Consider the following 24146-nt stretch of genomic DNA (forward strand, 5'->3'; position numbering starts at 1 on the left):
GCCACCATGACCACCGTCAAGGGATCCCGGCGCCGCGGCGCCGCACTGCACGGCGCACTCGTCGTCGGACTGCTGCTCTCGGCCTTCCCGTTCTACTGGGCCGTGATCATGTCGACGCACACCTCGTCGGAGATCTTCTCCTACCCGCCGAAGCTGCTGCCCGGCTCGCACTTCATGGAGAACGTCCGCAACCTGCTCGACGCGATCGACTTCTTCGGGTCGATGTGGAACTCGCTGCTCGTCGCGACGACCGTCACCTTCCTGGTGCTGCTCTTCGACTCGCTCGCGGCGTTCGTCTTCGCCAAGTTCGAGTTCCCGGGCCGCCGGATGCTGTTCGGCATGATGATGGCGATCTTCATGGTCCCGGCGCAGCTCGCGGCCATCCCGCAGTTCGTGATCATGGCGAGGATCGGCTGGATCGGCTCGATGACCGCGCTGATCGTGCCGGCGGCGGCCAACGCGTTCGGCATCTTCTGGATGCGCCAGTACATGAAGGGCGCCATCCACGACGAACTGCTCGACGCGTCCAAGCTCGACGGCGCCGGTTTCCTGCGCCAGTACTGGCACGTGGCGCTGCCGGTGGTCCGGCCGGGCCTCGCCTTCCTCGGCATCTTCACGTTCATGGGCCAGTGGAACGACTACGCGTGGCCCCTGATCGCCCTCACCGACCCGGGCAACGTCACCCTCCAGGTCGCCCTGTCCCAGCTCAACGGCACCCACGGCACCACCGACTACGGGATGGTCATGACCGGCGCCCTGCTCGCCCTGATCCCGCTGCTGGTCGTCTTCGCGATCGGCGCCCGGCAGATCATCGGAGACCTCGCCAAGGGAGCCGTCCGCGGATGACCTCGCCGTTCTCCTGGCTGCGCCCCTGGGAGTCGCCCGAGGTGACCTCCTGGGGGAGGCTGCCGATGTCCGCCGTGGACCGGCGGGAAGGGGCCCTGCGCCTGGACGGCGACTGGCGCTTCCAGCTGCTGCCCTCCCCCGACACGGCCGTCTCCGGGCGGTGGTCGTCGGCGTACGTGCCGGGCGCCTGGACCGTGCAGGACACGGGCGACCCGCCGTGGTACACCAACGTCCGGACGCCGTTCGCCGAGTTCCCGCCGTACCCACCCGCCGCCAACCCGACGGGGGTGTACGAGCGGGAGGTGGACGTGCCGGCCGAGTGGGCCGGGCGGCGGATCGTGCTCCAGGTCGGGGCCGCCGAGAGTGTGCTCCTGGTGGAGGTGGACGGGCGGCCCGTCGGGATCTCCAAGGACTCGCACCTGGCCGCCGAGTTCGATCTGACGGCCGTGGTGCGGCCCGGCTCACCCGCCGTGGTCCGCCTCACCGTCGTGAAGTGGTCGGACGCCACCCATGTCGAGGACCAGGACCAGTGGTGGCACGCCGGGATCACCCGCCCGGTGCTGCTGTACGCGACGGATCACCTACATCTGGCCGACGTACGCGTGCGGGCGCGGCGCGACGGTGAACTGCGCGTGGAGTGCCGGGTGCGGGACACGGGCGGCGCACTGCCCGACGGGTGGTACGTCAGCGGGGAGCTGGACGGGCTGCCCCTCGCGCAGGACACGGAGTTCGACCGGGCCAACGCCGAGGACGACCGGGTCTCCGACTTCCTCGGCGAGGCCCTGCTGCGCACCCATGTCCCGGACGTGCGGACCTGGACCGCCGAGACGCCCGAGCTGTACGGCCTCACGGTCCGGCTGCACCGCGCCGACGGCTCCGTCGCCGACACCTCCCACCACCGCACCGGCTTCCGGGACGTCGAGATCAGCGGCCGGGACCTGCTGATCAACGGCGAGCGGGTCTTCATCAGGGGCGTCAACCGGCACGACTTCCACCCCCTGACCGGCCGCACGGTCTCCTACGACGAGATGCGCGCCGACCTCTGTCTGCTGAAGCGGTTCGGCTTCAACGCGGTCCGCACCGCCCACTACCCGAACGACCCGGCGCTCTACGACCTCGCCGACGAACTCGGCCTCTACGTCGTCGACGAGGCGAACGTCGAGTCGCACGACCACGCCCACGAGATCGCCGACGACCCCCGCTACCTCAACGCGTTCGTGGACCGCGTCTCCCGGATGGTGCTGCGCGACAAGAACCACCCCTCGGTGATCGTCTGGTCCCTGGGCAACGAGTCCGACTACGGGGCGAACCACGACGCGGCCGCGGGCTGGGTACGCCGGCACGATCCGACCCGGCCGCTCCAGTACGAGGGCGCCGCCAAGCTCGGCTGGGCGGATCCGGACGTCGCCTCCGACATCGCCTGCCCGATGTACGCGCCGATCGAGGAGTGCGTGGCCCACGCGCTGTCCGGCACCCAGACCAAGCCGCTCATCCAGTGCGAGTACTCGCACGCGATGGGAAACAGCAACGGCACACTGGCCGACACCTGGGCGGCCATCGAGGCCACCCCGGGACTTCAGGGCGGCTTCATCTGGGAGTTCTGGGACCACGGCATCCTCCAGCGGGTGAGTGACGGCAGACCGGCCGGGCGCACGGGCGCCGGCCTGTACGAGGAAGGCGTCGCCGCGCCCGGGTACCGCTGGGCGTACGGCGGCGACTTCGGCGAGGCGTTCCACGACGGCGCGTTCGTCGCGGACGGTGTGGTGTTCCCGGACCGCACACCCAAGCCGGTGCTGTACGAGCACCGGGAGATCGCGGCACCGGTCCGCCTGGAGTGCTTCCGGCACGAGGGCCCGGTCGTCCGCAACCACCAGCACTTCCGGACCCTGGAGTGGCTGCGCGCGGAGTGGGTGCTCTCGCTCGCCGAGGGCGGCACCCGTACGGCACCGGCCGAACTCCCGGACCTGCGGCCCGGCGAGACGGGCCCCGTGCCGCTGCCGTTCGAGCTGCCGCAGGACGGCGGCGAGGCCTGGCTGACGCTGAAGGTCACGACCGCGCGGGACGAACCCTGGGCGCCGCGCGGCACGGTGGTGTGTCTGCCGCAGGTGCGGCTGCGCCCGGCGCCCGCACCCGCGCGGCCGGTCCTCGCGCCGGAGCGCACGGTGGAGGTCGACGCGGACGGACTGCTGGTCCATCCGCTGCTGACGGCCGCGCCGACGCTGACGCTGTGGCGGGCGCCGACGGACAACGACGAACTGGGCGGCATGGCGGCCCGCTGGCGCGCGTGGCGGCTCGACGCCCTGGACCGCAGGCTGGTCGCCGTGCGCCGGGACGGGGCGGGGGTCGGTGTGCTCTGCGAGTACCGGGGCGCGGACCGGATCGTCGTCCGGCACGAGCAGGTGTTCACGGCCGTCGAGGGCGGCATCCGCGTCGAGGAGTGTGCCGAGCTGCCCGCCGTCCTGGACGACGTGGCCCGTGTCGGGTCGGTCTTCGAGACGGTGGCGGGACTGGACCTGCTGGAGTGGTTCGGGCAGGGGCCGTGGGAGTCGTACCCGGACCGCAGTACGGGCGCGCCGGTCGGGCACCATTCCCGGGCCGTCGACGAGCTGTTCACGCCGTATCTGCGGCCGCAGGAGAGCGGTGGCCGGCACGGGATGCGCCGGTTCACGCTGTCCGCGCCGGACGCCACCGGGCTCGCGGTGGAACTGGACCGGCCCCTCCAGGTGGGTGTCACCCGCTACCGCGCCGCCGACCTGGCGGCTGCCGCCCATCACGACGAACTGACGCCCCGCGACGGGTGCGTGGTGCATCTGGACGCGGCGCACCGGGGCCTGGGCACGGCGTCGTGCGGGCCCGACACCTCACCGGAGTACCTCGTGCCGACGGGCACACACCGCTGGGCGTGGACGCTGCGAGTGCTCTGACCCGCCGGTCCCCTCCACTTCCCCTTCTCCTCACCTCTCTCACCGGTCGCCGATGACTGGCCCGAGCGTTTCCGACCCATCGACGGAGCTCCCGTGTGCACTTCGCATGACCACGACCGGTGTGAGGCCCCGCAGGCCGACGCCGGCAGACGTACCTTCCTGCGGGCGACCGCACTGCTCGGCGCCGCCACCGCCTCGGTCGCGCTGCCGGCCGCCGGGGCCGAGGCGGCGACCGGGGCCGAGGCGGCCACCGCGGGCGCCTGGCGTCCGGACCCGGACGGCCGCCGCTTCACGCTCGCGGTGATGCCGGACACCCAGTACCTGTTCGACGGGCCGAGCATCGACGCCGAGCCGATCGAGGCGTCCCTGCGTTATCTCCTGGAGCAGGGCCGGGAGGAGAACATCGTCTTCCTCTCCCACCTGGGCGACCTCACGGAGAACGGCGCGGAGGCGGAGGTCGGGGCGGCGAGCCGGGCGTTCCGGATCCTGGACCGGCGGGGCGTCGGCTACAGCGTGGTCGCCGGCAACCACGACGTGCGGTCCTCGACGGACGACCAGCGCGGCGCGACACCGTTCCTGGAGGAGTTCGGTCCCGACCGGTTCCGGGGGAAGCGCACCTTCGGCGGTGCCTCGCCCGACGGCTACAACTCGTACCACCTGTTCGAGGCGGGCGGGCGGCAGTGGATGGTGCTCGCCCTGGACTGGCGGCTGTCGGACAAGGGTTTCGCCTGGGCGGAGCAGGTCATCGCCGCCCACCCGAGGACACCCGTCGTCCTCACCACCCACGAACTGGTCCACGGCGACGACGCGTTGTCCTCGTACGGCCAGACGCTGTGGGACCGGCTGATCGCCGGGCACGACCAGATCTTCCTCACGCTCAACGGCCACTACTGGCCCGCCGCCCGCGCGGTGCGCAGGAACGCGGCGGGCAACGACGTCCATCTGCATCTGACGAACTACCAGAACCGCTACTACGGCGGCGCGGCGATGATCCGCCTCTACCGCTTCGACCTGGACCGCAACACCATCGACGTCGAGACGGTGTCGCCGTGGATCCTGGGCCGTGCCGCCAAGGGGCTCAACGCGCTGGAGCGGCAGGAGCTGGAACTGACCGGCGACGAGGACCGGTTCTCGGTGCCGATCGACTTCGAGGAGCGGTTCGCCGGCTTCGCCCCGGTGCCCGCGCGGCCCGCCCGCCCCACGTCGGCGGTGCTGGTGCGCGGCACGCAGGCGTACTGGCGGTTCGACGGCCACGAGGCCGGCGCCGCGGTCACCGGCACGGTCCGTGACCTGTCCGGCCACGGCAACGACCTGACCCTCCAGCGGGTCCTGGACGGCACCCTCACCTGGTCCGCGGATCATCACCCGGACCAGCCGGGCCACGGCAGCCTGCGCTTCGACGGCGACAAGTCGCCGCTGCGGGGCGCCTATCTGCGTACGGTCGAGGGGGCACCGCTCAACGCGGCGACGTTCCCGCGCGGTTACACCGTCGAGGCGTTCTACAAGACGCCCGCCGACTGGAACGCGTCCCGCAACGCCTGGGGCGGACTGGTGGGCCGGTCCGGCACCGGCGGACAGGCGGGCAGGACCGAGGGCGACCCGGACGAGCCGCCGGCCACGCTGTCCCTGTCGGACGGCCCCGGCCCGCAGTGGGCGGTACGCCCGGTGAACCAGCAGGGCATCGCCACCAACTGGGGCCACGAGACCGCCCGGGAGGTCTGGTGGCACGTCGCCGTCGTCAACGACGGCCGCCACACCACGATGTACGTCGAGGGCTGCCCGGTTGTCCGCAACCCCACCGCCCGTTCGACGGGGCTCACCTCGGTCGGTCTGCCGTGGCTGGTCGGGGGCTACGAGTACGGGGGCCGGATCGACCAGATCCACCAGGGCTGGCTCGGCGACGTGAGGATCGTCGACCGCGCGCTGCCGGTCACCCAGTTCATGAACCACTGACGCCACACCACCGACGCCCCTGACGCCCCGCAGACCTTTTTCGAGGACTCTTATGACCGAGCAGCAGCTGCCCGCCTGGGCCGACCCGTCCGTCACCCCCGACACCCTCGACTCTCAGGGCTCGTCCCGCCGCCGACTCCTGCGCCGGGCAGGCCTGTTCGGAGCCGCGTTCGCGCTGGGTCCGGCCGCGACCCCGGCACTGGCAGCCCCCTCGTCTTCGCCCGACCGGGGCTACGGCGGCGAGGACCCGATCCTCGCCCACCTCGTCGGCGACCACCACATCCACACCGTCTACAGCCACGACGCGAAGTACACGTTCTCGCAACTGGCCGCGAAGGGCGCCGGGTTCGGTCTGGACTGGATGGTGTTCACCGAGCACTCCAATTTCGGGCACGCCAGGTACGGCGCAGAACTCGAACACCAGGAGATCCGACGGGCGCGCGCCGAGAACCCGCGCCAGCTGATCTTCCAGGGTCTGGAGTGGTACATCCCGGCCGCCGAGCACGCCACCGTCATCACCGCGCCCGGCCGCAACGAGGTCGACCTCCTCACCCGCTTCGAGAGCGCCTACGACGGCAAGCTCCTCGGCTACGACAAGGGCGGCGCCGCCGACCAGGACACCGCCCGCAACGAGGCGCACGCCGTCGCCGCCATCAAGTGGCTGGCACGGCAACGCCGTTCGGGCTATGTCGACGACGTGCTGGTGCTCGCCAACCACCCGCTGCGGCTCGGCATCGACTCCCCGCACGAGATGCGCGCCTGGCGCGACGCGGCCCCCGAGATCATGATCGGCATGGAGGGCGCACCCGGCGCCCAGGGTGCGGCCATTCCGGGCCGGCGCGGTACGAACTCGATCCGCGGCGAGTACGAGAACAGGCCGTCCGCACAGTCCTGGCCCGGCTACCCGGCGGAGGCATACCTCACGTACGGCGGATTCGACTGGGCGACGGCGACCGTCGGCGGCCTGTGGGACTCGATGCTGGCGGAAGGACGCCTCTTCTCGATCACCACGAACTCCGACGCCCACCGGATCGTCTTCGACACCTGGAAGAACGGCGACTGGCCGCCGGGGCAGGACTTCGACAACACCGGCCGGCTGCCCGACCCGGTGAACACCGACACCCCGCAGCCCGGCAGCGACTTCTGGCCGGGCCAGTTCAGCCGCACCCACGTCGGTGTCACCCGCTACGGCTACGGCGCCGTGATGGCGGGCCTGCGGGCCGGCCGGGTCTGGCTGGACCACGGGCATCTGCTGGACGGCCTCGACGTGCGGCTCAGGCGCGAGCACGACCACGGACGCGGCGTCACGCTGGGCGGCCGGCTGCGAGTACGCAAGGGCGAACGCCTGACCCTCGACATCACGGTGACCGGCGCCTCCCGCCCCAACCCCGAGGGCATCCTGCCCGACCTGGCGCACGTCGACGTGATCCGGGGCGCCGTGCACGGCCCGGTCCGCGACCGGGACGCCTGGCGGGCGCCGGACACCCGGGTCGTCGCCACGAAGGACGTCTCCGGCCGCAGGGGCACGTACACCCTGCGGATCCCGGTGGCGGCGGGCGACGAGTCCTTCTACGTCCGCCTGCGCGGCAGCGACGGCAACCACCATGGCCCCGGCCACCTGGGCACATCGGTGGACCCCCACGGCCCGATCCCCCACACCCCGGGCAACGGCGACCCGTGGAAGGACACGTGGTTCTACACGAACCCGATCTTCGTAGACGTGGCAGGCCACTGACCGGCCTGCTTCCAGCCCGTCCGGCGCTTGAGGACAAGGCCCTTTCGGGGCCGAAGGGGGGTCTGGGGGCACAGCCCCCAGGAACGGGACGGGAAGGGGCGGCGGGGGCGAAACCCCCACGCCCCGCGCCCGACTACTCCCCCAACTCACTGAACAACGTGAGCTGCAAACCCCCCGGCCCCTCAAGCCGCGAATTGAGCGAATTCCACGGCGTACGAGTGGGCGGAGCCACCACCTCCGCCCCCGCGTCCGCCAACCGCGAGGTCACCCCCACGGAGTCGTCCACCTCGAACGCCACCCGAAGATGCCCGGCGACCCGCCGCCCCACCTCGACCTCGTCAATAAACGCCGCATGGTTGGGATCCGTGATCTCCAGCGTCGCCCGCCCCGCCTCAAGAATCGCCACCCGCCCGTCCGGCGAGGAGTACGCGGCCCGCTCGGGCAACCCCAGCACGTCCCGGTAGAACCGCAACGCCTCCTCGTAACCCTCGGCGGACTCGGCGGTGACGACAAGCCGCAGTTCACGCACGGCGGGTATGTCGGACATCAACACTCCTCGGTCGGTGGACGTACACCCCCCAACTCCCCACCGCCCCCGACGATTCCTCCCCGGGCCCCCGTATCTCGCCCGCAGGAGAGACGACCCCCGCCTCTCCCCCGTACGACGGACCCCTCAAACCGCCGCCCCCGCCGAGGATCCGGCGTGGTCACCGGGCTGCGCCGCAGGGGGCGCGAGCCGCTTCACCGGATGAACTCACCCTTGATCCAAGGGAATTCACGGCTTCACCTCTTGACGGCCGCAGTGACCGCGAGCACATTGGGCGGACCTGAGAGCGCTCTCAAGCGTGCTCCCGGGACCACTTCCCACGCCCGTCCGCGCTCAACCCGTACCCGAGAGGGACCCCCCATGAGCGACACCACCGGCACCCCCGGCACCACCGGCAGACCCGGCCGCGTCCGGCGCGCCCTCGTCGCCGTTCTCGGCACCCTCGCCCTGACCGCGGTCGCCGCGACCGCCGCGAGCACCTCGGCGAACGCCACCGCTCCCCCGCCCCCGTCCGGCTGGACCGAGGTCTTCACGGACGACTTCAACGGCGCCGCGGGGACCGGCGTCAACACCGCGAACTGGCAGTACGCGACCGGCACTTCGTACCCCGGCGGCCCGGCGAACTGGGGCACCGGCGAGATCGAGAGGATGACCAACAGCACCGACAACGTGGCCCTGGACGGTTCCGGCAACCTGCGCATCACCCCGCGGCGCGACGCGGCCGGCAACTGGACGTCGGGCCGGATCGAGACCAACCGCACCGACTTCCAGCCCCCGGCCGGCGGCACCCTGCGTGTCGAGAGCCGGATCCAGATGCCGAACGTCACCGGCACGGCCGCGCGCGGCTACTGGCCGGCGTTCTGGATGCTGGGCACCCCCTTCCGCGGCAACTACTGGAACTGGCCGAGCGTCGGCGAGCTGGACATCCTGGAGAACGTGCAGGGCCTGAACAACGTCTGGTCGACGATGCACTGCGGCACCTCGCCCGGCGGCCCCTGCAACGAGACCACCGGCATCGGCGGCTCCACCCCCTGCCCGGGCTCCACCTGCCAGTCCGGCTTCCACACCTACCGGATGGAGTGGGACCGCTCGACGGCGGTCGAGGAGATCCGCTTCTACGTCGACGGCCTCAACTACCACACCGTGCGCGCCAACCAGGTCGACGCGACCACCTGGGCCAACGCCACCAACCACGGTTTCTTCATCATCCTGAACGTGGCGATGGGCGGCGGCTTCGTCGACGCGTTCGGCGGCGGACCCGACGCCAACACCGTGCCGGGCCATCCGATGGTCGTCGACTACGTGCAGGTGCTGTCCTCCGGCGGCGGCACGACCCCGCCGCCGACCGGCAACCGCAACGCCTACAGCCCGATCCAGGCCGAGTCGCGCGACACCCAGTCCGGCACGGTCACCGAGACCACGACCGACTCGGGCGGCGGGCAGAACATCGCCGCGCTGGCCAACGGCGACTGGGCGCACTACCGGGGTGTCGACTTCGGCTCCACGGCGGCCCGGCAGTTCGTGGCGCGGGTGGCGAGCGGCGCCGGGGGCGGCGTCAGCGGACTGGTCGAGGTGCGGCTGGACAGCCGTGGCAACGCGCCGGTCGGGAGTTTCGCGGTGGGCAACACCGGGGGCTGGCAGTCCTGGCGGACCGTGCCGGCCAACATCGGGGCGGTGACCGGTGTCCACGACGTGTATCTGACGTTCACCAGCGGACAGCCGGCCGACTTCGTCAACGTGAACTGGTTCAACTTCGCCCGCTGAGAAGCGAACCGAGCGCCGCGGACCAAGGGGTCCGGTCGCCCTGAGATGTCTCAGGTACCGGCCGGGCCCCACGCCCCATAGGGTCCGGGGCGGGGGCGGCGACCGGTGCGGTCGTGGACGGCTCCCGCACGCCGACACGGAAATGAGGGCTCATGCGCAGCCGTTCGCTCACGACTCTGCTCGCCGCCTCGGGGGCCGCCGCGGTGATGGCGCTCGCCTCCGTCCCCGCCCAGGCCGCCTCCTTCTCCGGCGGGAACTACGGGGCCTACGGCAACGAGGGCCAGTACCCGACGACCTCCTTCTGCAACGGCACCTTCAACCAGGTGGGTGCCACCCAGTTCCACTCCGGCATGGCGCTGAAGTACTTCTACTCGTCCAAGTGCGGTTCGTTCGCGCGGATCGAGAACTCGCGGGCCAACTGCGCGGCCGTGCTCCAGCGTTCCAACAGCGGGGCCGGCCGGGTGGACGGCTGGGTCTCCGAGACGGTGGACCCCGGCATCAACTACGCGTACTCGAAGATGGGCAACAACCTCAACGGGCGGGTCTCGCGCGCGGTCCTCAGCTGCGACGGCCACGACCTCGCGTGGACCGCCTGGTACTGATCCCGACCGGTCCAGGGCCGCCTCTTTCAGCTCCCCACGCGCTGAAAGCGGCGGCCCTTCGCCATGCCCGGGTTACGGCCCCGGACGCCCCGCGCCCGCTCAGCGCAGCTCCGCGCGGAACGCCGCCGGTGTCTGGTCCGTGTGCTGGTGGAAGAACTTGGAGAAGTTCGCCGCGTCGGGGAAGCCGACCGCGACACCGACCCGGCCGATCGGCACGTCGGTGTGGGCGAGCAGGCGCTTGGCCTCCAGGACGACCCGTTTGTCGATGAACGCCTTGGGCGTCTCGCCGGTGGCGGCGCGCACCACACGGACCAGGGTGCGGCGTGAGTAGCCGAGCGCGTCGGCGTAGGCGCTGACGCTGTGGTTGGTGGCGAAGCCGCGCTCGACGGCGTCCCGGAACAGGGTGAACGGGCTGTCCGCCGGCCCGTGCGCGGCCTCCGCCGAGCTGGCCGCGAGATGCGCGAGGCGCAGCAGGAACGCGGTCAGGGAGTGCCGCAGCACGGCGGTGTGCAGGCTGAGCGGCAGGGTGGTGGAGTCCTCGTACTCGCGGCGCAACTGGCCGAGGGCGGCGGTCAGCCCGGCCAGTTGGCCGGCGTCCGGGTGCAGCAGGGGCGGCAGGTCGTAGCGGTACAGGCCGGTGGCCTCGACGGTGGCGCGGGGCAGGAAACCCGGCTGCATGGTCAGGACGGTTCCGCGGTACCCGCTGGTGGCGGAGAAGCGGTGCACCTGTCCGGGCCGGATCCACAGCAGGTCGCCCGCTCCCGCCTCGTACTCGTCGAAGTCGACCATGTGGCGGACCGGCCCGTCGGTGAAGAGCATGACCACGTGGAAGTCGATGCGGTGGACCCGGTGCAGCGGCGCCTCGCTCGTCCAGGGGCGGTCCGGGCCCATCGGATCGACCTGCATGCCCACACCGGAGACGCTCCGGTCGATCGGGAAGGCGAAGGTCCGGATGCCGTCACCGTCACCCGCTTGGATGGTTCTGTCCGCCATGTCCCTCACGTGCCGTCCCGATCGCGCGCGTCGCCCCGGTGGATGTCCCACTTTCACCACAGGCTGGCACACCCCAACCTACCGGCCGAAAAGTCTGACTTTTAAGGTCGAACGCGTCCGACCAGCGGTAACGCTGACTTCGTTGACCTTTTGAAGGGGACAGACTTCAGATGAGCACGCAGACGCCCGAGCCCTTCGAGTGGACCGCACTGGACCGGCGTGCCGTCGACACCGCCCGCCTCCTGGCGGCCGATGCCGTACAGCGGGTCGGCAACGGGCACCCCGGCACCGCGATGAGCCTCGCCCCGGCGGCCTACACCCTCTTCCAGAAGGTGATGCGACACGACCCCGCCGACCCGGAGTGGACCGGCCGCGACCGCTTTGTGCTGTCGCCGGGCCACACCTCGCTGACCCTCTACACCCAGCTCCACCTCGCCGGGTACGAGCTGGAGCTGGACGACCTCAGGGCATTCCGCACCCACGGCTCCAAGACACCCGGCCACCCCGAGTACGGCCACACCGCGGGCGTCGAGACCACCACCGGACCGCTCGGCCAGGGCGTCGCCAACGCCGTCGGCATGGCGATGGCCGCCCGCTACGAACGCGGCCTCTTCGACCCGGACGCCCCCGAGGGCACCTCCCCCTTCGACCACACCGTCTGGGCGATCGTCTCCGACGGCGACCTCCAGGAGGGTGTCTCCGCCGAGGCGTCCTCGCTCGCCGGCCACCAGCGGCTCGGCAACCTGGTCCTCCTCTACGACGACAACCACATCTCCATCGAGGGCGACACCGCGACCGCGTTCTCCGAGGACGTGCTGGGGCGCTACGCGGCCTACGGCTGGCACACACAGCGCATCGAGCCGGCCGAGGACGGCGACGTCGACGTACACGCCCTGCACGCCGCGCTCACCGCGGCCAGGGACGAGACGGGCCGGCCCTCGATCATCGCGATGCGCACGATCATCGCCTGGCCCGCCCCGAACGCCCGCAACACCGAGGCCGCGCACGGCTCGGCGCTCGGCGCGGACGAGGTCGCCGCCACCAAGCGCCTCCTCGGCTTCGACCCGGAGCGCTCCTTCGAGGTCGCCGACGACGTCCTCGCGCACACCCGGCGGGCCCTGGACCGGGGCGCCGAGGCGCACACCGGCTGGGACAAGCGGATCGCCGAGTGGCGCACCGCCGCCCCGGAGCGCGCCGCCCTGTTCGACCGGATCGTGGCCGGTCAGCTGCCCGAAGGCTGGGAGGAGTCGGTGCCCGTCTTCGAGGAGGGCACGTCCGTCGCCACCCGCGCCGCCTCCGGCACGACCCTCCAGGCGCTCGGCGCGGTCCTGCCCGAGCTGTGGGGCGGCTCCGCCGACCTGGCGGGCTCGAACAACACCACCATCGACAAGACGTCCTCGTTCCTGCCGGAGGGCAACCCGCTGCCCGGGGCCGACCCGTACGGGCGCACGGTCCACTTCGGCATCCGCGAGTTCTCGATGGCCGCCGGGATGAACGGCATCGCCCTGCACGGCAACACCCGTGTCTACGGCGGCACCTTCCTGGTGTTCTCCGACTACATGCGCAACGCCGTGCGGATGGCCGCGCTGATGCAGCTCCCGGTGACCTACGTCTGGACGCACGACTCCGTCGGGCTCGGCGAGGACGGCCCGACCCACCAGCCGGTCGAGCACCTGGCCGCCCTGCGCGCGATCCCCGGGCTGAACGTGGTCCGCCCCGCCGACGCCAACGAGACGGCCGTCGCCTGGGCCGAGATCCAGCGCCGGCACGCCACCCGGCCCGCCCCGCACGGCCTCGCCCTCACCCGTCAGGGCGTACCGGTGTACGCACCGAACCAGGACGCGGCGCGCGGCGGCTACGTACTGCGCGAGGCGTCGGCCGGCCGCCCCGACGTGATCCTGATCGCCACCGGCTCCGAGGTGCAACTCGCCGTCGGGGCACGGGAGTCGCTGGAGGCCGAGGGGATCGCGACGCGGGTCGTGTCGATGCCGTCGGTCGAGTGGTTCGAGGAGCAGCCGCGCGAGTACCGCGAGCGTGTGCTGCCGCCGTCGGTGAGGGCGCGGGTCGCCGTCGAGGCCGGAGTGGGCCTGACGTGGTACCGGTTCGTGGGTGACGCAGGACGCATCGTCTCCCTCGAACACTTCGGCGCCTCCGCCGACGCGAAGACGCTGTTCGCCGAGTACGGCTTCACCGCCGAGCACGTCGCCGCGGCCGCGCGCGAGTCCCTGACCACGGCCCGGGACGCCCTGGGCGCCGGCGGGGACGCCCCCACCATCGCCGGGGAATCGGCCGCCGCCGCCCGCGGTTGAGCACAACGCCAGAAAGAAGATGATCACTGTGACCGAAGCAACCGCCACCGCGGGAGCCCTGAAGAAGCTGTCCGACGCGGGGGTGTCGATCTGGCTGGACGACCTGTCCCGCGGCCGGATCGCCTCCGGCAACCTCGCCGGACTCGTCGCGCGGCGCCATGTCGTCGGCGTCACCACCAACCCCTCCATCTTCCAGGCCGCCATCGGCTCGGGCACCGGCTACGAGGAGCAGCTCGCCGACCTCGCCGTCCGCGGTGTCACCACCGACGAGGCCGTACGGATGATGACCACCGCGGACGTCCGCGCGGCGGCCGACGTACTGCGGCCCGTGTACGACGCGACCGGCGGCCGGGACGGCCGGGTCTCCATCGAGGTCGACCCGCGGCTCGCGCACCGCACCCGGCCGACGATCGCCGAGGCCAAGCAGCTCGCCTGGCTGGTGGAACGCCCGAATGTCATGATCAAGATCCCGGCGACCAAGGCGGGCCTCCCGGCCATCACCGAGGTCGTCGGGCAGGGCATCAGCGTCAACGTGACCTTGATTTTCTCGCTGGAGCGCTACCGCGAGGTGATGGACGCCTACCTCGCCGGCCTGGAGAAGGCGCAGGCCGCGGGGCTGGATCTGGCTAGCATCCATTCCGTGGCCTCGTTCTTCGTCTCCCGCGTGGACAGCGAGATCGACAAGCGCCTGACCGCCCTGGGCACCGAAGGGGCACTCGCCCTCAAGGGCCGGGCGGCGCTGGCGAACGCACGGCTCGCCTACGAGGCGTACGAGGAGGTGTTCGGCTCGGCCGGCAACCCGACCCGGGCAGGCGCGCGCTGGACCGCCCTGTCCGGCGCCCGCGCGAACAAGCAGCGCCCGCTGTGGGCCTCCACCGGCGTCAAGGACCCGGCGTACAAGGACACCCTGTACGTCGACGACCTGGTCGCGCCCGGCACCGTCAACACGATGCCCGAGGCCACACTGAACGCCGCCGCCGACCACGGCGACATCACCGGGGACACGGTGACCGGCGGTTATGCCCAGGCCCGCGCCGATCTCGCGGCCGTCGAACGGCTCGGCATCTCCTACGACGAGGTCGTGCGGGTGCTGGAGGACGAGGGCGTCGCGAAGTTCGAGGCGGCCTGGCAGGACCTGCTGGACACGGTGACGAAGTCCCTCGACAGCAAGGGAGTTGACGGGGAATGAGCAAGGACCTTCCCGCACAGGACGGGACGCGGACGACCACCGCGGGCCCGGACACGGGAGCCGGCGCGGCCGGGGCGGCGGAGGCAGTGACCGCACCCACGGCGACCGCACCCGCCCCCGAGGCTGCCGCACCGGCCGGCACGGCGACCGCTCCCGCGCCCGCGCCCGCGCCCGCGGCGACCGCACCCGCCGCACCGGCACCCGACTGGTCGAACCCGCTGCGGCACGCCCAGGACCGCCGCCTGCCCCGTATCGCGGGCCCCTCCGGTCTGGTCATCTTCGGTGTCACCGGCGACCTGGCCCGCAAGAAGCTGATGCCGGCCGTGTACGACCTCGCCAACCGCGGGCTGCTGCCGCCGGGCTTCGCCCTGGTCGGCTTCGCCCGCCGGGACTGGGCGGACCAGGACTTCGCGCAGGTCGTGCACGACGCGGTCCGCGAGCACGCGCGCACCCCCTTCCGCGAGGAGGTCTGGCAGCAGCTCGCCGACGGCATGCGGTTCATCCCGGGCGACTTCGACGACGACACCGCGTTCAAGCAGCTGCGGAGCGCGATCGACGAGCTGGACGCCTCGCGGGGCACCGGCGGCAACCACGCCTTCTATCTCTCCGTACCGCCGAAGTTCTTCCCGAAGGTCGTCCAGCAGCTGAAGAAGCACGGCCTGGCCGACGGGCCCGAGGGGGCCTGGCGGCGGGCGGTCATCGAGAAGCCGTTCGGGCACAACCTGGCGAGCGCGCGCGAGCTGAACGCGATCGTGCACGACGTGTTCGAGCCGGACCAGGTCTTCCGGATCGACCACTACCTGGGCAAGGAGACCGTCCAGAACATCCTGGCGCTGCGCTTCGCGAACCAGATGTTCGAGCCGGTCTGGAACCGGTCCTTCGTCGACCATGTGCAGATCACCATGGCCGAGGACATCGGCATCGGCGGCCGGGCCGGCTACTACGACGGCATCGGCTCGGCCCGTGACGTCATCCAGAACCACCTGCTCCAGCTGATGGCGCTCACCGCGATGGAGGAGCCCGCCTCCTTCGACGCGGAGTCGCTGCTGGCGGAGAAGCTGAAGGTGCTCAAGGCCGTGAAGCTGCCGGAGGAACTGGGCGACCACACCGTGCGCGGCCAGTACGCGTCCGGCTGGCAGGGCGGCGAGAAGGTGAGCGGCTACCTCGAAGAGGACGGCATCGACCCCAAGTCGACCACCGACACCTACGCGGCGGTCAAGCTGAACGTCGACAACCGCCGCTGGGCGGGCGTCCCGTTCTATCTGCGCACCGGCAAGCGGCTGGGCCGCCGGGTCACCGAGATCGCGGTCGTCTTCCAGAGCGCACCGCACTCCCCGTTCGACTCCACCGCCACCGAGGAGCTGGGCAAGAACGCCATCGTGATCCGGGTCCAGCCGGACGAGGGCGTGACGGTCCGGTTCGGCTCGAAGGTGCCGGGCACGTCGATGGAGATCCGGGATGTGACGATGGACTTCGCGTACGGCGAGTCGTTCACCGAGTCCAGCCCGGAAGCGTACGAGCGGCTGATTCTGGATGTCCTGCTCGGCGACGCCAATCTGTTCCCCCGTCACCAGGAAGTGGAAGAGTCCTGGAAGATCCTCGACCCGATCGAGGTGTTCTGGGCGACCCACGGCCGGCCGGCGCAGTACGCGTCGGGCAGCTGGGGTCCCGCGGAAGCCGACGAGATGCTCGCACGAGACGGACGGAGCTGGCGCAGGCCATGAAGATCGACCTGACCGACACCACGGCAAGCAAGATCAACAAGGCGTTGGTGCAGGGTCGCCGCGCCATCGGCACGCCTGCCGTGGGCATGGTCCTGACGATGGTGATCGTCACGGACGAGGAGAACGCCTACGACGCGATCAGGGCCGCCGAGGAGGCCTCGCACGAGCACCCCTCGCGCACCCTGGTCGTCATCAAGCGGCACGCCCGCACCCCGCGCGACCGCACCCAGTCCCGCCTCGACGCCGAGGTCCGGGTGGGCGCCGACGCCGGCACCGGCGAGACGGTGGTGCTGCGCACGTACGGCGAGGTCTCCGACCACGCCGACAGCGTGGTGCTGCCGCTGCTGCTGCCGGACGCGCCGGTCGTCGTGTGGTGGCCGGTGGACGCGCCGGAGAACCCGGCGAAGGACCCGCTGGGCGCACTGGCCCAGCGCCGGATCACCGACCTGTACGCGGTGGAGAACCCGCTCCGGGTCCTGGAGACCCGCAGGAAGTCCTACGCGCCCGGCGACACCGACCTGGCCTGGACGCGGCTCACCCCGTGGCGCTCGATGCTGGCCGCCGCCCTCGACCAGGCCCGGGTCCCGGTGATCTCGGCGGCCGTGGAGGCCGAGGAGGAGAACCCGGCCGCCGAACTGCTCGCCCGCTGGCTGGAGGCCCGCCTCGGCGTCACCGTCGACCGGGTCGTCAGCGCCGGACCGGTCGTCACGGCCGTGCGGCTGGGCACCGCGAGCGGCGAGGTCGTCATCGACCGCCCCGAGGGCCCGCTCGCCACGCTCTCCCTGCCCGGACAGCCGTCGCGCACCCTCGCGCTGAAGGTACGACCCACCTCCGAACTCATCGCCGAGGAGCTCAGGCGCCTCGACGCGGACGAGATGTACGCCGTGGCCCTGCGGGGCGAGGCCGCCAAGGAGACCGTCTGATGTCCGACTACCCCAACCTCACCCGGCGCCCCGAGTGGACCGCCCTGGAGGACCACCGCGCCGAGTGGCACGCCCATCTGCGTGACCTCTTCGCGAAGGACCCGGCCCGCGCGGAGCGGTACGTGGTGACCGTCGGTGACCTGCGGATCGACTACTCCAAGCACCTCATCACCGACGAGACCCTCGCCCTGCTGGGCGAACTCGCCGCCGCCACCGGCGTGTCCGGCCTGCGGGACGCCATGTTCCGCGGCGAGAAGATCAACACGACCGAGGACCGGGCGGTCCTGCACACCGCGCTGCGCGCCCCGCGGGACGCGGTGATCGAGGTCGACGGCGAGAACGTCGTGCCGCAGGTGCACGCGGTCCTCGACAAGATGGCCGCCTTCGCGGACCGGGTCCGCTCGGGCGAGTGGACCGGCCACACCGGCAAGCGGATCAGGAACGTCGTCAACATCGGCATCGGCGGCTCCGACCTGGGCCCCGCGATGGCCTACGAGGCACTGCGGGCCTTCACGGCACGGGAGCTGACGTTCCGGTTCGTGTCGAACGTGGACGGCGCCGACCTGCACGAGGCGGTCCGGGACCTGGACCCGGCGGAGACCCTGTTCATCGTCGCGTCGAAGACCTTCACCACGATCGAGACCATCACCAACGCCACCTCGGCCCGTGCCTGGCTGCTGGACGCGCTCAGCGACGAGAAGGCGGTGGCGCGGCACTTCGTGGCGCTGTCGACCAACGCCGAGAAGGTCACGGACTTCGGTATCGACCCGGACAACATGTTCGAGTTCTGGGACTGGGTCGGCGGCCGCTACTCCTACGACTCCGCGATCGGCCTGTCGCTGATGATCGCGATCGGCCCGGACCACTTCCGCGAGATGCTCGCCGGTTTCCACACCGTCGACGAGCACTTCCGCACCGCCCCCGCCGAGGCCAACGCCCCGCTGATCCTCGGCCTGCTGGGTGTCTGGTACGGCAACTTCTTCGACGCCCAGTCGCACGCCGTGCTGCCGTACTCGCACTACCTGTCGAAGTTCACCGCGTATCTCCAGCAGCTCGACATGGAGTCCAACGGCAAGTCCGTGGACCGCGAGGGCCGGGCCGTGGAGTGGCAGACCGGTCCGGTGGTGTGGGGCACACCCGGCACCAACGGGCAGCACGCCTACTACCAGCTGATCCACCAGGGCACCAAGCTCATTCCGGCCGACCTGATCGGATTCGCCCGCCCCGTAGGCGAGTTGAGCGACCGGCTCAAGGCGCAGCACGACCTGCTGATGGCGAACCTGTTCGCGCAGGGCCAGGCACTGGCCTTCGGCAAGACGCCCGACGAGGTACGGGCCGAGGGGGTGCCGGAGGAGCTGGTCGCGCACAAGACGTTCAAGGGCAACCACCCCACGACCACGATCCTCGCGCGCGAACTGACCCCCAACGTGCTCGGCCAGCTGATCGCCCTCTACGAGCACAAGGTGTTCGTCCAGGGAGCCGTCTGGCACATCGACTCCTTCGACCAGTGGGGCGTGGAGCTCGGCAAGGTCCTCGCCAAGCGCGTCGAACCGGCCCTCTCCCAGACCTTCACATCAGCCGCTGCCGCGGCGGGCTCCGTCCCCGGTCTCGATCCGTCCACCGCCGGCCTCGTGGCCGCGTACCGCTCTCTCGGGAAGTGAACTGACATGCAACTGGGCCTGATCGGTCTCGGCAAGATGGGCGGCAACATGCGCGAGCGCATCCGCCGCGCCGGCCACACCGTCGTCGGATACGACCGCAACCCCGACGTCACCGACGTCGCGAGCCTCGCCGAGCTGGTCGGCGCGCTCGACGCCCCCCGCACCATCTGGGTGATGGTGCCGGCCGGCGGCGCCACCCAGTCCGTCATCGACGAGCTGGGTGACCTCCTGGAGTCCGGCGACACGGTCGTCGACGGCGGCAACTCCCGCTGGACGGACGACGAGAAGCACGCCGCCGAACTCGGCGAGAAGGGCATCGGCTTCGTCGACGCCGGCGTCTCGGGCGGCGTCTGGGGCCTCCAGAACGGCTACGCGCTGATGGTCGGCGGCGACAAGGAGCACGTCGAGCGGCTCCAGCCGATCTTCGAGGCGCTCAAGCCGGACGGGCCGTACGGCTATGTCCACGCGGGCAGGGTCGGCGCCGGGCACTTCTCGAAGATGGTCCACAACGGCATCGAGTACGCCATGATGCAGGCCTACGCCGAGGGCTGGGAGCTCCTGGAGAAGGTCGAGTCGGTGGACAGCGTCCGCGAGGTGTTCCGGTCCTGGCAGGACGGCACCGTCATCCGGTCCTGGCTGCTCGACCTGGCCGTCAACGCGCTCGACGCCGACGAGCACCTCGACAAGCTGAAGGGCTTCGCCCAGGACTCCGGCGAGGGCCGCTGGACCGTCGAGGCCGCCATCGACAACGCGGTGCCGCTGCCCACCATCACGGCCTCGCTCTTCGCCCGGTTCGCGTCCCGCCAGGACGACTCGCCGCAGATGAAGATGATCGCCGCGCTGCGCAACCAGTTCGGCGGACACGCCGTCGAGTCGAAGTAGCCCGGTCGTGGGGGATCTCCTGCTGGTCCGGCACGGGGAGACGGAGTGGAGCGTGTCGGGACAGCACACCAGCTGGACCGACCTGCCCCTCACCGCGCACGGTGAGGAGCAGGCCAAGTCGCTCGCTCCGCTCCTGTCCGGCCGGACCTTCGCGCTCGCGCTGACCAGCCCGCTGGGACGCGCGGTCCGCACCGCCGCACTGGCGGGCGTCACCGGGGCCGTACCCGACCCCGACCTGCACGAATGGGACTACGGGGGCTACGAGGGTGTCACCACCCACGAGATCCACCGCACCCGTCCCGACTGGTACCTGTGGACCGACGGTGTGCCGCCGGGCCCCGAGGGCCACCCCGGCGAGTCGCCGGAGGAGGTCGGGGCCCGCGCGGACCGGGTGCTGGCGCGGGTGAGCGCGGTACTCGACTCCGGCACCGGCACCGGCTCCGGGGATGTGGTCCTCGTGGCGCACGCCCACTTCCTGCGGGTCGTCACGGCCCGCAGGCTGGGGCTGCCACCGGCGGACGGACGGCTGTTCCAGCTCGCGACCGGCACGCTCAGCCGGCTGTCGACGGAACACGACCGGCCGGTGATCGCGGAATGGAACACCAGGCCGTGACGCCGGGCCGTGACGCCGGGACACCCGACGGCGTGACCACACGGCACCCGCCGGTGTGACCGCGCCGAAGTGCCCGGGTTGACACCCGCGTTCGGCCGCGTCAGAGTCCCCTCCCGATGGAGATCAACGACCTGACGCCGGCCGAACTGCGGGTGTGGCGGGCCTTCCCCCGCGGGGAGACCGTGGACTTCCGCACCGCGGACGACGAGGACGCGGCCGACGGCGCCGGCTGGGGGCCCGAACGCACGCTGCGTGCCTCCGTGCTGAAGGCGCTGCTGGTCAGCGGCGACCAGGAGGACGGCGAGGTGTCGCTGCTCCGGGTCGTCGGCGCCCGCGTCACAGGTCCGCTGGACCTCACCCACGCCGTCGTCGACCACGCGGTACGCCTGAGTCACTGCCACTTCACCGACGCGCCCTGCTTCTACGGCGCCCAGTTGCGCCGGCTGAGCCTGCGCGGGTCGCTGCTGCCCGCCGTCGACCTCGGCAACGTACGGATCGACGGCGTACTCCAGCTGTCGGACTGCCGGGTGCGCGGACGGATGCATCTGAACAGCGCCCAGATATCCAGCACGGTGTACCTGGCGCGCGCCGAACTCACCACGCCGGACCCCACCCGGCCCGCGCTGCGGCTCGACCAGACGGTGATCGGCGAGGACCTGTCGGCGCCGGGACTGCGGGCCACGGGCGAGGTGCGGTTCAACGGGGCCACCGTCAGCGGGAACGTCGACCTGTCCGACGCCCGCCTCGACCGGCCCGGGGGCGGTCTCGCCCTGGACGGGCAAACCCTGGTCGTGGAAGGCGACTTCCGGATGAAGCGCGCCCGGGTGAACGGCTGGGTGGGTCTGCGGGGCGCACGGATCGCGGGCCGCCTCGACCTGTCGTACGCCGAGCTGTCGAACCCGGGCGAGTCGGCGCTGCGGGCCAACAGCTGTACGTTCGGGGAGCTGTGGCTGCGCAGGGGCGCGCCCGTCCAGGGGCGGGTCAGTCTCCGGCACACTCGGACGGACGTGCTGTTCCTGGAGCCGGAGAAGGTCCCGGACACCGTCTATCTCGACAGCCTCGTCTACACGTCTCTCATCCCCAACGAGCCCGCCGAGCGGCGGCTGCCGCTCCTGGAGCGCGACGGCGACGGCTATGTCCCGTACGCCTACGAGCAGTTGACGGCCGCGTACCGTCGCAACGGCGACGACGCCGCGGCCCGTCGTGTCCAGCTCGCCAAGCAGCGCAGGCACCGCGCCACCCTCGCCCGGTACGCCCGCACCTGGGGCCTGCTCCAGGACGCCACCGTCGGCTACGGCTTCCGCCCGCTGCGCGCCTGCGGCTGGCTGCTGTCCCTTGTCGCCGTCGGCGCGGTCACCTTCGCGCTGCGTCCACCGCGTGCGCTGAAGCCGTCCGAGGCGCCGGAGTTCGACCCCGTCTTCTACACCCTGGACCTGCTGCTGCCGGTGATCTCGTTCGGCCAGGAGTCGGCGTACGCGCCGGACGGCTGGTTCCAGAAGCTGTCGTACGTCCTCGTCCTGGCGGGCTGGATCCTGGCGTCCACCGTGGTCGCGGGCGTGGCGCGGGTGGTGAACCGGCAGTAGGGCGCCGCGCCCCCCGGCGACTATCGTGGGCCGATCACAGGGGCGGACGGCACACGAGGGGTGGCGAGGACGTGGCGGGGGCCGGGTGGATACGGGTACCGGTCGGGGACGACGCGGCGCGGTGGGCCACGCGGGGCGGGACCCGCAAGGTGCTGCTCGTGGTGCACAACGTGACCTCGGCGACCCGGCTGCTCGACGTGGTGCCGCTCTTCCACGACGACTTCCGGGTGCAGTTGCTGGCCACGTGCACCGGGTCGTCGGCGTTCCGCGCGGGGATCACCGAGCTGCTCGCGGATCTGGCGGTTCCGGTCGTGCCGTGGGAACAGGTCGGGCACGTACCGGTCGCGTTGGCGATATCGGCGAGCCTGGGTGGTCAACTTGCGGCCATTGATGGACAGTTGACCGTCTTGTCACATGGAATCGGATATACTAAGAGGCTGGCGACACCCGACACCCGACACCCGACACCCGACACCCGACACCCGACACCCGACACCCGACACCCGACACCCGACACCCGACACCCGACACCCGAGGGCCGGGGGGTGGGCGGGGGCGCGGATCCGGTCTTCGGGATGTCTCCAGAGTGGCTGCTCACCGAGGGCGGTGTCCCGGTCGCGGACACGCTGGTGCTCTCCCATCCCGAGCAGTACGAACGTCTGCGCACGGCCTGCCCCGAGGCTGCGCCGACCGCGGTGCTCGCCGGTGATCCCTGCTGGGACCGCATCCTCGCGGCCCGTCCCCACCGCGACCGCTTCCGCCGCGCCCTCGGTGTCCGCCGCGGCCAGCGGCTGCTGCTGCTCAGCTCCACCTGGAACCCCGACTCCCTCTTCGGCGACACCGGCGACGACCGCCTGCCGGCCCTGCTGCCGGAGCTGGCCGCCGAGTTCCCGGCCGACGAGTACCGGCTCGCCGCCGTACTGCACCCGAACGTCTGGCACGGTCACGGCCCCGGGCAGATCCGCGCCTGGCTCGACCGGGCCCGGCGCTCCGGACTGACGCTGGTCGATCCGCTGCACGGCTGGCGGCAGGCGCTGCTCGCGGCCGACGCGGTGCTCGGCGACCACGGCTCGGTCACGTACTACGCCGCCGCGCTCGGCACCCCCGTACTGCTCGGCGCCGCTCCGCTGTCCGGGCTGGATCCGCGGGCGCCGGTACACGACTTCGTGCGGCGGGCGCCGCGCCTGGACCCGGGCCGCCCGCTGCGGGCCCAGTTGGACGGCCTCGTCGAGGCCCACCGCCCCGACCCGCGCCCCGCCGCGTTCACCAGTTCCCTCCCCGGCGAGTCCGCGGCCCACCTGCGCCGCGTCTTCTACGACCGGATCGGACTGCCCGAACCCGTCGGCCCGGCCCTTCTCGAACCACTCCCCCTGCCCGGGTACGAACCGCCCGCGTACACCGTCCCGCAGCTCGTCCGCACCCGCCCGACCGGCCCCTGCGAGATCGAGGTCACCCGGTACACGGGACGGCCCACGGCACCGGCACGCGACGACCACGAGGCGCACACCGCCGTACACGAGGACACCCGTGACCCCGGCGAACTCGCCCTGGCCGACGTGGTGTTCCGGCAGGCGGACCCGGCCGACCCGCGGTTCGGCACCCCCGCCGAGTGGACGGCCGAGATCCTCGCCCGGTACCCGCACTGCGCGCTCGCGGTCCACATCGGCGGCCCCGGCACCTGCACGGTACGCACCCGCTCGGACACCCTGCTCGACCTGCGGGTACACGGCGACGCCGACCCGCTCACCGGCGCCTGTGCGCTGCACGCCTGGCTGTCGGCGGGAAAGGGCCTGGACGAGGTGCTCGCACAGGGGCTGACCGTCCGCACGGGACCGGTGACCCACCGGGTGGAGCTGACGCTTCGGTGAGCCCCGCCCACCGGCACCCCTCGCCCCCGT

16 protein-coding genes and 1 pseudogene are annotated in these 24146 nt (G+C 71.8%); 15 read left to right on the plus strand and 2 right to left on the minus strand.

Features of this window, described 5'->3' with window-relative positions:
* The first annotated feature begins 6 nt into the window (after nucleotides 1-6).
* From ACIQAC_RS07460 to ACIQAC_RS07475, 4 genes are all read left to right on the plus strand, one after another.
* Nucleotides 7-846, plus strand: a complete 840-nt coding sequence (locus ACIQAC_RS07460; RefSeq protein ID WP_402187928.1) for a carbohydrate ABC transporter permease — start codon at nucleotides 7-9, stop codon at nucleotides 844-846.
* Entirely contained in the window at nucleotides 843-3770 is a 2928-nt protein-coding gene (locus ACIQAC_RS07465; RefSeq protein WP_402187930.1) for a glycoside hydrolase family 2 TIM barrel-domain containing protein, read from the plus strand. The genes ACIQAC_RS07460 and ACIQAC_RS07465 overlap by 4 nt, the downstream gene beginning before the upstream one ends.
* A 93-nt stretch (nucleotides 3771-3863) precedes the next feature.
* Entirely contained in the window at nucleotides 3864-5723 is a 1860-nt protein-coding gene (locus tag ACIQAC_RS07470) for a LamG-like jellyroll fold domain-containing protein (protein ID WP_402187932.1), read from the plus strand.
* A 52-nt stretch (nucleotides 5724-5775) separates the two neighbouring features.
* Complete coding sequence (locus tag ACIQAC_RS07475; protein WP_402187934.1) at nucleotides 5776-7458, plus strand: PHP domain-containing protein; 1683 nt, start codon at nucleotides 5776-5778, stop codon at nucleotides 7456-7458.
* A gap of 133 nt (nucleotides 7459-7591) precedes the next feature.
* Here the strand turns inward: ACIQAC_RS07475 and ACIQAC_RS07480 are convergent, their stop codons facing one another.
* Nucleotides 7592-8005 (minus strand): VOC family protein, encoded by a 414-nt coding sequence (locus tag ACIQAC_RS07480; protein WP_402187936.1) that lies wholly within the window; start codon nucleotides 8003-8005, stop codon nucleotides 7592-7594.
* A gap of 360 nt (nucleotides 8006-8365) precedes the next feature.
* Here ACIQAC_RS07480 and ACIQAC_RS07485 point away from each other — a divergent pair, with 360 nt between their 5' ends.
* Together ACIQAC_RS07485 and ACIQAC_RS07490 are read left to right on the plus strand one after the other, a co-directional pair.
* A complete protein-coding gene (locus ACIQAC_RS07485; protein ID WP_402187938.1) occupies nucleotides 8366-9769 on the plus strand; it encodes a glycoside hydrolase family 16 protein in 1404 nt (467 codons plus the stop codon).
* A 152-nt stretch (nucleotides 9770-9921) separates the two neighbouring features.
* The gene (locus tag ACIQAC_RS07490) at nucleotides 9922-10371 is read left to right on the plus strand and encodes a hypothetical protein (protein ID WP_402187940.1); all 450 of its coding nucleotides are present in this window, start codon (nucleotides 9922-9924) and stop codon (nucleotides 10369-10371) included.
* 99 nt (nucleotides 10372-10470) lie between these two features.
* Here ACIQAC_RS07490 and ACIQAC_RS07495 read toward each other — a convergent pair whose 3' ends face one another.
* The gene (locus ACIQAC_RS07495) at nucleotides 10471-11364 is read right to left on the minus strand and encodes a helix-turn-helix domain-containing protein (RefSeq protein WP_402187941.1); all 894 of its coding nucleotides are present in this window, start codon (nucleotides 11362-11364) and stop codon (nucleotides 10471-10473) included.
* Between the two features lie 170 nt (nucleotides 11365-11534).
* Here ACIQAC_RS07495 and tkt point away from each other — a divergent pair.
* The 9 genes and pseudogenes from tkt to ACIQAC_RS07540 form a co-directional block, all read left to right on the plus strand.
* A pseudogene (gene tkt / locus ACIQAC_RS07500) lies at nucleotides 11535-13604 on the plus strand (transketolase); the annotation flags it as partial.
* An 88-nt stretch (nucleotides 13605-13692) separates the two neighbouring features.
* Nucleotides 13693-14862, plus strand: coding sequence for a transaldolase (gene tal / locus ACIQAC_RS07505; protein ID WP_402187943.1), 1170 nt, complete (start codon nucleotides 13693-13695; stop codon nucleotides 14860-14862).
* Nucleotides 14859-16586: a glucose-6-phosphate dehydrogenase gene (gene zwf / locus ACIQAC_RS07510; RefSeq protein ID WP_402187945.1), complete on the plus strand. Its 1728-nt coding sequence runs from the start codon at nucleotides 14859-14861 to the stop codon at nucleotides 16584-16586. The genes tal and zwf overlap by 4 nt, the downstream gene beginning before the upstream one ends.
* A complete protein-coding gene (gene opcA, locus ACIQAC_RS07515) occupies nucleotides 16583-17509 on the plus strand; it encodes a glucose-6-phosphate dehydrogenase assembly protein OpcA (RefSeq protein ID WP_402187946.1) in 927 nt (308 codons plus the stop codon). Before zwf ends, opcA begins: the two co-directional genes overlap by 4 nt.
* A complete protein-coding gene (gene pgi, locus ACIQAC_RS07520; RefSeq protein WP_402187948.1) occupies nucleotides 17509-19170 on the plus strand; it encodes a glucose-6-phosphate isomerase in 1662 nt (553 codons plus the stop codon). Before opcA ends, pgi begins: the two co-directional genes overlap by 1 nt.
* 6 nt (nucleotides 19171-19176) lie before the next feature.
* Nucleotides 19177-20052 (plus strand): phosphogluconate dehydrogenase (NAD(+)-dependent, decarboxylating), encoded by an 876-nt coding sequence (gnd, locus tag ACIQAC_RS07525; protein WP_402187949.1) that lies wholly within the window; start codon nucleotides 19177-19179, stop codon nucleotides 20050-20052.
* A gap of 7 nt (nucleotides 20053-20059) precedes the next feature.
* On the plus strand, nucleotides 20060-20665 hold the full coding sequence (locus ACIQAC_RS07530; protein ID WP_402187950.1) for a histidine phosphatase family protein: 606 nt from the start codon (nucleotides 20060-20062) through the stop codon (nucleotides 20663-20665).
* A gap of 116 nt (nucleotides 20666-20781) precedes the next feature.
* Nucleotides 20782-22248 carry a membrane-associated oxidoreductase gene (locus ACIQAC_RS07535; RefSeq protein ID WP_402187951.1) on the plus strand — a complete coding sequence of 489 codons (1467 nt, stop codon included), beginning with the start codon at nucleotides 20782-20784 and terminating at the stop codon, nucleotides 22246-22248.
* Nucleotides 22249-22406: 158 nt separating this feature from the next.
* Nucleotides 22407-24116: a hypothetical protein gene (locus ACIQAC_RS07540; protein WP_402187952.1), complete on the plus strand. Its 1710-nt coding sequence runs from the start codon at nucleotides 22407-22409 to the stop codon at nucleotides 24114-24116.
* Nucleotides 24117-24146 lie beyond the last annotated feature (30 nt).

The sequence above is a fragment of the Streptomyces sp. NPDC088387 genome, from assembly GCF_044753385.1.
GTDB lineage: Bacteria > Actinomycetota > Actinomycetes > Streptomycetales > Streptomycetaceae > Streptomyces.